The following is an 11,707-nucleotide window of genomic DNA, read 5'->3' as shown; positions in this document are numbered from 1 at the left end:
CCCGCTGGGCTGCGTAGCGGCCCTAAAATCGTGGGAGCGCTTCGCACTCCAGCGGGAGCAAGCTCCCTCGCCACAGTGACTGTCAGCGATAGATGCCGTTCTTGCCATGCCCGGCCATCGCCCGATTACTGCGCACGCTGATCATCAACTTGATATCGATCCACTCCACGCCCTGCGCCTTGAGCTTGGGCAACTCGCGCTCCAGCACCGCCAGCGTCTGTGGGTAAGGATGCCCGATCATGACTGCCGAACCCTGCTTGTGCGCCAGTTTGATCGCGGTCTGCAGTTGCGTGGTAATCGCCGCCTCGGTGCGTTCGTCATCGAGAAATACATCCCGCGACACATGGGCCAAACCGATCTTCTGCGCCTCGGCGGCGGCGACGGTTTGCGCACTGGTGCGGCTGTCGACGAAGAACTTGTGACGCCGTTGCAACTCACCCATCAGCCAGGCCATCGCTGCCGGTTGTGCGGTCATGCGGCTGCCCATGTGGTTGTTGATGCCGGCGGTGCAGGGCACGGCTTCAAATGCCGCGTCCAGGCGCTTGCCCAGTTCTTCGATGGACAGCTCCGGGTGCCAGGCGAATGGGCCGGTGGCCGGGTCCATGGGCATGTGCAGGATCACGATCTTGCCAGCCTTGTGGGCCTCACGGGCAAATTCGGCGGCGTGGGGCGTGTCCGGCATGATGGCGGCGGTCACCGGGCCGGGTAGCGCAAGCACGCGACGATCCCGAGGCAGGTTTTGCCCCAGGTCGTCGATGATAAGCGTCAGGTAGGCTTTGTGTGGTTCGCTGGCAGTGGCCGCTTGAGCGACCCCTGCCAGGCTGCACAGCACAGCGAAGATCAGGGCAAGACGCATGATCAACGGCTGCGGGTGATGCTCAAGCCCTTGAGCAGGCTGAGCGCCTGGGCCAGTTGGTAGTCATCGTCCTGCGGCATCGGCTTGGCCTTGGCGCGGCTGCCGGTTGGCTGGTCGGCACCGCCGTTGCCATTGCCCAGGTGGCCTTGCAGGTCGGCCTCTTTGTAGTATTCGCCATCGATCTCGTTGGTGATCTTGGCGCGGCGTACTTCGATGTCCGGCACAATGCCCTGGGCCTGGATCGAGCGGCCGTTCGGCGTGTAATACAGCGCCGTGGTGATCTTCAGTGCACGGTCGTTGTTCAGCGGCAATACGGTCTGCACCGAGCCTTTGCCGAAGCTGGTGGTGCCCATCAGCACACCGCGCTTGAGGTCTTGCAGGGCGCCGGCGACGATTTCCGAGGCCGAGGCGCTGCCGCCGTTGATCAATACCGCCAGTGGCACGTTCTCGCTGAGGTCGTTGCCGGTGGCCGAGAAGCGCAACTCGGAGTTGGCGATACGGCCCTTGGTGTAGACGATCAGGCCCTTGGTGACGAAGTGGTCGACCACCTCGACCGCCGACTGCAACACGCCGCCTGGGTTGTTGCGCAGGTCAAGCACGATGCCGTTGAGCTTCTTGCCGTTGTCCTTGCGCAGCTTGGCCAGGGCCTTGGCCACTTCGTCGCCGGTCTTGACCTGGAACTGGGTGATACGGATATAGCCGTAGCCCGACTCCAGCAGCTGGCTTTTCACGCTCTTGACCGTGATGGTCGCACGGGCCAGGGTCACGTCAAACGGGTTGCCGCCGTCGCGTACCAGGGTCAGGGTGATCTTCTGGCCGAGCTTGCCGCGCATCTTGTCGACGGCTTCGGTCATGGTCTGGCCACGGGTCGGCTGGCCGTTGATCTTCACGATCAGGTCGCCGGCCTGGATGCCGGCCTTGGACGCCGGGGTGTCGTCGATAGGCGAGACCACTTTTATCTGGCCGTCTTCGGAGCCCACTTCGATGCCCAGGCCGCCGAACTCACCGCTGGTGCTTTCCTGCAGCTCGGCGAAATCTTCCGGGCCCAGGTAAGCGGAGTGCGGGTCGAGGTTGCTGAGCATGCCCTTGATGGCATTTTCCAGCAGGGCCTTGTCGTCTACGGGTTCGACATACGCTGCCTTGATCCGGTCCATGACCTCGGCAAAGGTGCGCAGCTCGTCCAGCGGCAATGGCGCCTTGGTCGTCGCAGCCATGGCAGGTGCAGCCGGTGCGGCCTGGTCGGCAAAAGCCAGAGGCGCGCCGATCACCAGGGCGATCGTCAGGGCCAGCGAAGTGAGGCGGGACAAATGCAGCATGTCGAACGAACTCCTAATGTAGATGCGACCCTATCCTTGGGACCGGCACCATTGTGCAGGGTCGCTCGGGCGGCCCTGCTGACGAATAGCGAAGTACAGCGCCGGGGTGTCCTGGCCGCCACTGTTACCGACAGTGGAGATGGATTCACCGGCTTTTACAACATCACCTGCCGACTTGAGTAGTGTCTGATTGTGGCCGTAAAGGCTCAAATAGCCATTACCGTGGTCAAGAATCACCAGCAAGCCGGCGCCCCGCAACCAATCGGCGAACACCACGCGCCCACCGTGCACCGCGTGGACCTGGCTGCCGGCAGAGGCGCTGATCATCACGCCATCCCACTTGGCGCGGGTGTCATCGCCACGGGTTTCCCCAAAGCGTGCCAGTAATCGACCATCAACCGGCCATGGAAGTTTGCCTCGTGCTGAAGCAAAAGGGCCGCCGAACGACTCGCCGCTGCTGGAAACCAACGGGCCAGGCGCTGCACGCGCCGGTTTGCGCGGGGCCGGAGCGTCGGTGGTGGCAGCCAGTTCGGCCTCACGCTGACGCTTTTTTTCGGCTTCCTGCTGGGCGATCAGCGCTTTTTGCCGCGCTTCTTCGGCCTCGCGTGCCTGGCGGGCCAGGGTTTCTTCAATGGTCTTGAGGACTTTGGCCAGGTCGGCCTGGTCTTGCTCGCGGGCCTGCAACTTGGCGTCGCGGGCTTTTACGTCGCTGTTGAGCTTGGCCAGGGCCTGCTGGCGTTCCTTGCGTACTTTATCGAGCTGGTCGCGCTGGGTGTCGAGGGCAGTTTTCTGGTCGAGAAGCTGCGATTGCTGGTCGGCGATTTCCTGTTCGACATTGGCCAATTGGCGCAGGGTTTCGTTAAACCCCTTCAATTGCGCCAGGCGCGCCTGGCTCAGGTAGTCGTAATAGGTGAGGGTACGGGCGAATTTTTCCGGGTTCTGCTGGTTGAGCAGCAGCTTGAGGTACTCCTGGCGGCCGCTCTGGTACGCGGCACGGGCCTGGATCGCGATCAGGCGTTGCTGTTCAACGCGTGCGCTCTGGAGTTTTTTTTTCTCAGCGTCGAGTCGCTCCAGTTCCGACTCGCTCTTCTTTAGTTCTTTTTGCAGCTCCTGGACCTGCTTCTCCAGCTTGCCCATTTCGGTTTCCGTGCCGCGCAGGTCTTTCTGCACTCCGGATTTTTCTTCCTGGAGCTTGCCGAGCAGCTTTTTCAGCTCGGTAATGTCCTGACGCGTAGCGTCCAACTGTTGTTGGGTTTGTGCGCGCTCATCGGCAAACGCCGGTTGGAGCAGGCAGACAAGAGCAAGGGTTATCAAGGCGCGAAGCATAGAGGCGGGCGACACCAGGGGAAAAGGACGGCCTAGTATGCCCGCCAAGCGCTGCAAAAAAAACGCCCAATTGGGGCTGGTGGGCAAGATAGGTGCCGAGTGGTGCTGGTATGGCAAAAAGATATCTCTCAAAGCGCCGCAAACCAATGTGGGAGCGGGCTTGCCCGCGATTGCGGTGGGTCAGCGACATAGATGTCGACTGATTAGCCGCAATCGCGGGCAAGCCCGCTCCCACACTGTTTTGTGGCGTACTTTGGATCAGACCAGGATCGAGGTCCCGGTCATCTCCTTCGGCTGCTCCAGCCCCATCAGCTTGAGCATGGTCGGCGCCACATCCGCCAGCACGCCACCTTCACGCACTTTCAGGTCACGTTTGCCGACATAGATGAACGGTACCGGTTCGGTGGTGTGCGCGGTGTGCGCCTGGCCGGTGGATTCGTCGGACATCTGTTCGCAGTTGCCGTGGTCGGCGGTGATCAGCGCTTCGCCGCCGACTTTTTCCAGCGCGTCGACGATGCGGCCAACACATTTATCCAGGCATTCCACGGCCTTGACCGCCGCTTCCAGGTTGCCGCTGTGGCCAACCATGTCGCCGTTGGCGTAGTTGACGACGATCACGTCATAACGCTGGTGATCAATGGCGTCGACGATCTTGTCGGTGACTTCCGGTGCGCTCATTTCCGGCTGCAAGTCGTAGGTAGCGACTTTTGGCGACGGGATCAGGATGCGCTCTTCGCCGGGGAACGGCTCCTCGCGGCCACCGGAGAAGAAGAACGTCACGTGGGCGTATTTCTCGGTTTCGGCGATGCGCAGTTGGGTCTTGCCGTTCTTGGCCAGGTAGTCGCCCAGCACGTTCTCCAGGCTGCCCGGGGCGAACGCCGACGGGGCCGGGATGTTGGCGGCGTATTGGGTGAGCATGACGAACTCGACCTTCGGCTGGCGCGCGCGTTCGAAGTCCTTGAAGCCTTCATCGACGAACACATGGCTCAGTTCACGGGCGCGGTCGGCGCGGAAGTTCATGAACACCACGGCGTCGCCGTCTTCGACTTTCACCGGCTCGCCGATGGTGGTGGCTTTGACGAATTCATCGCTTTCACCGCGGGCGTAGGCCGCGTCCAGACCTTCCTGGGCGGTGGCCGCGTTGAATTCGGCCTGGCCGTCGACGATCAGGTTGTAGGCCTGGGCGACACGGTCCCAGCGGTTGTCGCGGTCCATGGCGAAGTAACGGCCCACCAGGCTGGCGATACGGCCCTTGCCCAGGGCGGCGAAGGTGGTATCCAGCAGTTCGATGGAGGATTGCGCGCTTTTAGGTGGCGTGTCGCGGCCGTCGAGGAAGGCGTGCAGATAGATTTTGTCAGCGCCGCGCTTGAACGCCAGTTCGGCCATGGCGACCAAGTGATCCTGATGGCTGTGTACGCCGCCGTCCGACAACAGGCCCATGAAGTGCACGGCCTTGCCGGCGGCAACGGCTTTATCGACCGCCGCGCAGATGGTCGGGTTCTCGAAGAACTCGCCATCGCGGATCGCCTTGGTGACACGAGTGAAGTCCTGGTACACCACTCGTCCGGCACCTAGGTTCATGTGGCCGACTTCCGAGTTGCCCATCTGGCCGTCCGGCAGGCCCACGTCCATGCCGGAACCTGAGATCAGGCCGTTGGGCACGGTGGCGGTCAGGCGGTCCAGTACCGGCTTGTTGGCCGAGTACACCGCGTTGTCGTGGTGGCTTTCACTGTGTCCGAAGCCATCGAGAATTATCAGGACCAAAGGTTTAGGCGTGGTAGTCATAGATCCTCTCGCGGCGCTAATAAAGGAAGACAATTGAAAAGGGAGTGGCAGTTTAAAGCGAAGTTCCAACCACGTCACCGCTTTACGGGGGTTGGCCCCCCCTGGCGGCTGTGTATACTTACCGCCATTTTAACGCCCTGGAACCTCCTTGATGGTTGATCACCTGATTGCATTTGCCACTGCCCACTACCTGCTTGTGGGCGCCTTCGTCATCCTGCTGGCGCTGCTGATCGCTCACGAACTGAGCCGCGGTGGTCGCAGCCTGAGCACGTCGGAGCTGACCGCGCTGGTCAACAAGGATGAGGCCGTCGTCGTCGATATTCGCCCGGCCAAGGATTATGCCGCCGGCCATATCGTTGGCGCCCTGAACATTCCCCAGGACAAGCTGATTGCGCGTCTGGGCGAACTGGAAAAGCACAAGGCCAAGACCATCATCCTGGTCGATGCCCAGGGCCAGCACTCCGGCACCCACGCCCGTGAGATGCTCAAGTCCGGCTTCACCGCCGCCAAGCTGTCGGGTGGTATCAGCAGTTGGCGTGGCGATAACCTGCCGTTGGTGAAGTGATATGAGCCAGGTTGTCGTGTATTCCAGCGATTGGTGCCCTTACTGCATGCGGGCCAAGGCCTTGCTTGAGAAAAAGGGTGTTGCCTTTGAAGAGATCAAGGTCGATGGCAAGCCCCAGGTGCGCGCCGAAATGGCCCAGAAGGCTGGCCGCACGTCGGTCCCGCAGATCTGGATCGGCACCCGGCATATCGGTGGTTGCGACGACCTGTTCGCTCTGGAGCGCGCCGGTAAACTTGATGCGCTGCTGTCCGCCTGACGCCTAAACCCTCAAGAACCCAAAATAAAGAAGGATCTGCGATGACTGATCAACAGAACACCGAAGCAGCAGAAGCTCAAGGCCCACAGTTCTCGCTGCAGCGGATCTACGTGCGTGACCTGTCGTTCGAAGCGCCGAAAAGCCCGGCCATCTTCCGTCAGGAGTGGACCCCAAGCGTTGCGCTGGACCTGAACACCCGTCAGAAATCCCTGGAAGGTGACTTCCACGAAGTCGTGCTGACCCTGTCGGTCACCGTCAAGAATGGTGAAGAAGTCGCTTTCATCGCTGAAGTGCAACAGGCCGGTATCTTCCTGATCCAGGGCCTGGACGAAGCGTCCATGAGCCACACCCTGGGTGCGTTCTGCCCGAACATCCTGTTCCCGTATGCCCGTGAGACCCTGGACAGCCTGGTCACCCGTGGTTCGTTCCCGGCCCTGATGCTGGCCCCGGTGAACTTCGATGCCCTGTACGCCCAAGAGCTGCAGCGCATGCAACAGGAAGGCGCGCCAACCGTTCAGTAATTTGCTGAGCGATGCCGTTCTAAAATGTGGGAGCGGGCTTGTGTGGGAGCTGGCTTGCCTGCGATAGCATCACTGCGGTGTGACTGACACACCGAGGTGCCTGCATCGCGGGCAAGCCCGGCTCCCACACAAGCCCGCTCCCACATTTGTTATGCGGTGTTATTTAAAGCCCAGTTGGCGCCAGCCTTCATAGACGGCAACGGCTACGGTGTTCGACAGGTTCAGGCTGCGGCAGCCTTCACGCATCGGCAAGCGCAGGCGATGGCCATCGGGCAATGCGTCAAGCACCTCGGCCGGCAGGCCTCGGCTCTCCGGGCCGAACAGGAACGCGTCGCCCTCGGCAAAGTTGGCATCATGAAACGGCCGCGAGCCCTTGGTGGTGAACGCGAACAGCCGTGGGTGGCCCAGGCTCTCCAGGCAACTGGCGAGGTCGGCATGGCGCTTGAGGGTGGCGTACTCGTGGTAGTCCAGCCCGGCACGGCGCAGGCGCTTGTCGTCCATGTCAAAGCCCAACGGCTCGATCAAATGCAGGTGGCAGCCACTGTTGGCGCACAGCCTGATAACGTTGCCGGTATTCGGCGGAATTTCTGGTTGAAAAAGGATGACGTGAAACATGCACGGCTCCGAAGGCAAAGATGCGCTGCATTCTACCCCCGAAGACGACCCGAGACCGAAGCTATTGCCGAGGGTGTTGGGCTCATTGGCGATTGTCGGCTTGATGATTGGCTTGATGATCGGTCGCTTGACCACCCCAGAGCCGCTGGAGCTGCAACAGGTAGAACCTGCGGCGGATGGTTTGGTGGTGTGGTTCAACAACGAACCCAAGCTGCACGGCGAGCATATCGACGGCACCGTGGCGTTGCTGTTTGACGCCCAAGGCAAGGCAGCCAGCGGGCAGCTCAAGGTCAATGACAAGGACGTGAATTGGCGCATACGCAAGACCGATGCTGGCTTGCTGCTGAACCTGGTGGCGGCCCGGCCGTTGCGTGGGGAGTGGAGCGGTGCAGAGGTCGATGGCCGCTGGCGGCTGGAGATCCATCTCCAAGAGCAATAAAAGAGGGAGTTCCCGGCCTGCCTGTACCAGGGCTCCCAAAACGGGGTGAAGCCTGAGGCTTCGGTGTTAAAGAGGGGATTCTCGGCCTGCCTGTACCAAGGTCCCCGAAACTGGGTAGTACTGGGGTTATTGCAGGGGGCGTGCCAAAACTTGCAATTGCTGCTGGAAAAAAATGCCAAAAAGCGCAAAGCCCCGGAATACGGGGCTTTGTTTGTTTCTACTGCCAAGAAATTTGTAGCGAAAGCGATATGCGAGTTTTCTGGTCTGTGCTCAATGCCGGTTCATCGTGCATTGAAGCGGTGCACAGTCTGCAGGCATTGCACAAAACCAATGTGGGAGCTGGCTTGCCTGCGAGGGCGGTGTGTCAGCCCTCTATCGGGTGACTGACACACCGCCATCGCGGGCAAGCCCGGCTCCCACACTAGACCTTCAGCGGTCTTGGGGTTCAGGCCTCGTCACCCTCATCATCATCCCCACCGTCCACCTTCATCCCCAATTCCTTGATCTTGCGGGTCAGGGTATTGCGCCCCCAACCCAGCAGCACGGCCGCATCGCGACGACGGCCGGCAGTGTGCTTCAGGGCGGTCTCGATCATGATCCGCTCGAACGCCGGCACCGCGCTGTCCAGCAGGTTCGACTGGCCGCGTGCCAGGGCCTGGTCCGCCCATTGGCGCAGCGCCTGTTCCCAGTTGGTCACGGGGGCCGAGTCCTGCGGCAGGCTCAGCAGCTCCGGTGGCAGGTCGCTGATGTGCACTTCACGCCCGGAGGCCATCACGGTGATCCAGCGGCAGGTGTTCTCCAGCTGGCGCACGTTGCCGGGCCATGGCAGGTTCTTGAGGTATTCCTCGGTCTCGCTTTTGAGCAGCTTGGGCTCGACGGCCAGCTCCAGGGCGGCGCGGCTGAGGAAGTGGCGGGCGAGGGTGGGGATATCTTCGCGACGGTCCGACATGCGCGGGATGTGGATGCGGATCACGTTGAGGCGGTGGAACAAGTCCTCACGGAATTTACCCGCATGCACCAGTGTTTCCAGGTTCTGGTGGGTGGCCGCGATGATGCGCACATCCACCTTCACCGGCGTATGCCCGCCCACACGGTAGAACTCGCCGTCAGCCAGTACGCGCAGCAAGCGAGTCTGGGTATCGGCCGGCATGTCGCCGATCTCATCGAGGAACAGCGTGCCGCCGTCCGCCTGTTCAAAGCGCCCGCGACGCAGGTTGGCTGCGCCGGTGAACGCGCCTTTCTCATGGCCGAACAGCTCGGACTCCATCAAATCCTTGGGGATCGCCGCCATGTTCAGCGCGATAAACGGCGACGCCGCCCGTGGACTGTGGCGGTGCAGGGCGTGGGCCACCAGTTCTTTACCGGTCCCCGATTCGCCGTTGATCAGCACAGTGATGTTGGAGTGGCTCAAGCGCCCGATGGCGCGAAACACTTCCTGCATCGCCGGCGCTTCCCCGATGATTTCCGGGGTGCGGGTCAGGGTCGGCGGCGCTTCCTGGTTCTGTTGTTCCTGGGCGTGCTGGTTGGCGCGCTTGACCAGCGCCACCGCTTCATCCACATCGAATGGCTTGGGCAGGTATTCAAAGGCGCCGCCCTGGTAGGACGCGACAGCGCTGTCCAGGTCCGAGTGGGCGGTCATGATGATCACCGGCAGGCGCGGGTGCTGCTCGCGAATGCGCGCCAGCAAGTCCAGGCCACTGGCGCCAGGCATGCGGATATCGGAAATGATCACGTCCGGCTGCTGACGTGCCAGGCGGCTCATCACCCCATCGGCGCTGTCGAAGCTCTGGGTGGTCATGCCTTCTTGTTGCAAGGCTTTCTCGAGGACCCAGCGGATAGAACGGTCGTCATCGACGATCCAGACAGTTTCACTACGGCTCATGTCGTGGGGGCTCCTTGTTCCAATGGCAGGAAGATCGAGAACGTGGTGTGGCCAGGGTGGCTCTCACATTCGATCAGGCCCTGGTGCTGGCTGATGATGTTCTGGGTGATGGCCAGGCCCAGCCCGGTACCGTCCGGGCGGCCGCTGACCATGGGAAAGAAGATGGTTTCCTGCAGCTCCGCAGGAATGCCGGGGCCGTTGTCGATGATCTCCACCTTGGTCACCAGGCGGTGGCGCACATGGCCGATGGTGAACTGGCGCAGGGCGCGGGTGCGCAGGCTGATGCGGCCCAGGCGTAGCTCATTCTGGCTGCTGATGGCCTGCATGGCGTTGCGCACGATGTTGAGCACCGCCTGGATCATCTGTTCGCGGTCGATCAACACGTCGGGAATACTTGGGTCGTAGTCGCGCACCAAGGTGATGCAGCCTTGGCTTTCGGCCTCGACCAATTGGCAGACGCGCTCCAGCACCTCATGCACGTTGGTCATTGCCAGGGACGGCAGCTTGTTGGAGCCCAGCATGCGGTCCACCAGGTTACGCAGGCGGTCGGCTTCTTCGATGATGACGTTGGTGTAGTCCTTGAGGTGCTCGTCCGGCAGCTCGCGGGACAACAACTGTGCCGCGCCGCGAATACCGCCCAGCGGGTTTTTGATCTCATGGGCGAGGCCGCGCACCAGCATCTTGCTGGTTTCCTGCTTGGACAGCTGCGCTTCCTCCTTGGTGATGCGCAGCAGGCGGTCGCGGGGGTGGACTTCGAGCAGCAGCAGGGTCGCGCCATTGCTCAGGATCGGGGTCACGGCGTAGTCGACGGTCAACGTTTGCCCGGTGAGCGCGGTGAGCATCGCTTCGCGCTTGGTGAACGGGTGTGCCTGCTCCACGGCCTGGCGCAACGAACTCAAGGCTTCGGCCGACTCGGTGAACAATTCGCTGATGAACTGCCCATGGCTGCGCTGGCCGCTGATGGCCAGGAGCATCTCCGCCGCCGGGTTCATGTACTCAAGGCGCAGGTCGGCATTGAGCAGGATGGTCGCGGTGGTCAGGTTGTCGAGTAACAAACGGTGCAGTGCATCGCTGATGGTCATCGGGACCTCTTTTGGAGCAAGGCGTGGGCTTGAGGCACACGCTGATACAAGGAAAATGCAAAAACCAAACCAAGGCTCCGAAAAGAAGCGCTAATGCCCTGAAATAAGGGTTTCAGGCGCGAAACTGTGGCGTTCTGCCAGCCTCAACGGGAAGTTTCGAACCAAAATGGGCTGGGCAATTGAGAAGGGTGCAGGCTATCGCACCAATATAGTGCGGTTTTGTGAAGGTTGTTCAGCAACTGAAGATTTAAGGCGAATCGCAGTCAGTGTGGAGCTGGCTTGCCTGCGATAGCGGTGGTGCATTCAACACCGCTATCGCAGGCAAGCCAGCTCCCACATTTTTAATTGGATTTGCAGTCCTTTTAATCTTTATAGATGCAAAGCTCGGCGGTGGCGCGGATCATCGCCAGTTGGCGCAGCGGATCATTCAGCGGTTCGTGCACGGCCTCGGCCAGCCATTGCGGGCACTGCGGGTCGGTGCGCTGTGGAGTGAAGTCGGCCAGCTGCTGCAGCAGCCTTTTTTGCAGCTCGTCCAGTCGAGGGCGGATCTGCTGGACCAGGTCCGGGCGCGGGTCGTCGGGCGCTTTGCCCTGGAACTGCCAATCGGACAGATGGGTGTATTGCACCAGTTTGTTGGCTTCGATCTGGGCGGCGAAGAACTGCTCGGCAGCGGCCGGGTCCAGCTTGTAGCTCGGCGCCTGGGCAGTGACGCTGGCGATCACCTCTTGCTCGCGCTTCTTGTCCTCCACGGGCTTGTGGCTGTCCCACTTGCTCAGTGCTACCTGGTCGGCAATCTCCAGGCGTTCGGCGATGCTGTTGAGCAAGGGTTCGAGCGTAGGCGGCGCAGCGCTCGCACTGGCACTGATGAACAGCAGGGCAAATACAAGTCGATATCTCAAAGGTGATCTCCTGTGGGAGCGGGCTTGCCCGCGATGGCGGTGTGTCAGTGATACAGCAGGTGGCCGGCAGTGCGCTATCGCAGGCAAGCCAGCTCCCACACTTTGATTGGGTTTGCAGAGCTGGCGTAGCGTAACGCCCAGGCAAAAAAAAGACCTCCCGAAGGA

At 61.4% G+C, this 11,707-nt stretch carries 12 protein-coding genes; 4 read left to right on the top strand and 8 right to left on the bottom strand.

The window, feature by feature from the left end; translation table 11 throughout:
* Nucleotides 1–82: 82 nt before the first annotated feature.
* The 4 genes from APH41_RS13875 to gpmI form a co-directional block, all read right to left on the bottom strand.
* A complete protein-coding gene (locus APH41_RS13875; RefSeq protein ID WP_054919501.1) occupies nt 83–856 on the bottom strand; it encodes a divergent polysaccharide deacetylase family protein in 774 nt (257 codons plus the stop codon).
* A gap of 2 nt (nt 857–858) precedes the next feature.
* Nucleotides 859–2,172, bottom strand: coding sequence for a S41 family peptidase (locus APH41_RS13870; RefSeq protein ID WP_034125537.1), 1,314 nt, complete (start codon nt 2,170–2,172; stop codon nt 859–861).
* 30 nt (nt 2,173–2,202) lie between these two features.
* A complete protein-coding gene (locus APH41_RS13865) occupies nt 2,203–3,498 on the bottom strand; it encodes a murein hydrolase activator EnvC (protein ID WP_003187792.1) in 1,296 nt (431 codons plus the stop codon).
* A 258-nt stretch (nt 3,499–3,756) separates the two neighbouring features.
* Complete coding sequence (gene gpmI / locus APH41_RS13860) at nt 3,757–5,283, bottom strand: 2,3-bisphosphoglycerate-independent phosphoglycerate mutase (RefSeq protein WP_054919499.1); 1,527 nt, start codon at nt 5,281–5,283, stop codon at nt 3,757–3,759.
* Between the two features lie 151 nt (nt 5,284–5,434).
* Here gpmI and APH41_RS13855 point away from each other — a divergent pair, with 151 nt between their 5' ends.
* The 3 genes from APH41_RS13855 to secB are packed head-to-tail and all read left to right on the top strand — an operon-like array spanning nt 5,435 to nt 6,625.
* Nucleotides 5,435–5,848 carry a rhodanese-like domain-containing protein gene (locus APH41_RS13855; protein ID WP_032901811.1) on the top strand — a complete coding sequence of 138 codons (414 nt, stop codon included), beginning with the start codon at nt 5,435–5,437 and terminating at the stop codon, nt 5,846–5,848.
* Nucleotide 5,849: 1 nt separating this feature from the next.
* Nucleotides 5,850–6,104, top strand: coding sequence for a glutaredoxin 3 (grxC, locus tag APH41_RS13850; RefSeq protein WP_003171118.1), 255 nt, complete (start codon nt 5,850–5,852; stop codon nt 6,102–6,104).
* A gap of 41 nt (nt 6,105–6,145) precedes the next feature.
* Entirely contained in the window at nt 6,146–6,625 is a 480-nt protein-coding gene (gene secB / locus APH41_RS13845) for a protein-export chaperone SecB (RefSeq protein WP_032894017.1), read from the top strand.
* Between the two features lie 159 nt (nt 6,626–6,784).
* Here secB and APH41_RS13840 read toward each other — a convergent pair whose 3' ends face one another.
* Nucleotides 6,785–7,240, bottom strand: a complete 456-nt coding sequence (locus APH41_RS13840; RefSeq protein WP_054919496.1) for a tRNA (cytidine(34)-2'-O)-methyltransferase — start codon at nt 7,238–7,240, stop codon at nt 6,785–6,787.
* Here APH41_RS13840 and APH41_RS13835 point away from each other — a divergent pair.
* On the top strand, nt 7,239–7,679 hold the full coding sequence (locus APH41_RS13835; RefSeq protein ID WP_032894013.1) for a hypothetical protein: 441 nt from the start codon (nt 7,239–7,241) through the stop codon (nt 7,677–7,679). The two genes, APH41_RS13840 and APH41_RS13835, sit on opposite strands and share 2 nt — an antisense overlap.
* Before the next feature lie 445 nt (nt 7,680–8,124).
* Here APH41_RS13835 and ntrC read toward each other — a convergent pair whose 3' ends face one another.
* The 3 genes from ntrC to APH41_RS13820 form a co-directional block, all read right to left on the bottom strand.
* Nucleotides 8,125–9,561 (bottom strand): nitrogen regulation protein NR(I), encoded by a 1,437-nt coding sequence (gene ntrC / locus APH41_RS13830; protein ID WP_003187806.1) that lies wholly within the window; start codon nt 9,559–9,561, stop codon nt 8,125–8,127.
* Entirely contained in the window at nt 9,558–10,643 is a 1,086-nt protein-coding gene (gene glnL, locus APH41_RS13825) for a nitrogen regulation protein NR(II) (protein WP_014716523.1), read from the bottom strand. Before glnL ends, ntrC begins: the two co-directional genes overlap by 4 nt.
* A 362-nt stretch (nt 10,644–11,005) precedes the next feature.
* Nucleotides 11,006–11,542 (bottom strand): chorismate mutase, encoded by a 537-nt coding sequence (locus APH41_RS13820; protein WP_054919494.1) that lies wholly within the window; start codon nt 11,540–11,542, stop codon nt 11,006–11,008.
* Between the last annotated feature and the right edge of the window lie 165 nt (nt 11,543–11,707).

Origin of the sequence: Pseudomonas sp. NBRC 111138 (genome assembly GCF_001320835.1) — a bacterium.
Taxonomy (GTDB): domain Bacteria; phylum Pseudomonadota; class Gammaproteobacteria; order Pseudomonadales; family Pseudomonadaceae; genus Aquipseudomonas; species Aquipseudomonas paracarnis.
The sequence above is the reverse complement of the archived record's forward strand: the minus strand, read 5'-3'. Positions and strand labels throughout refer to the sequence as shown.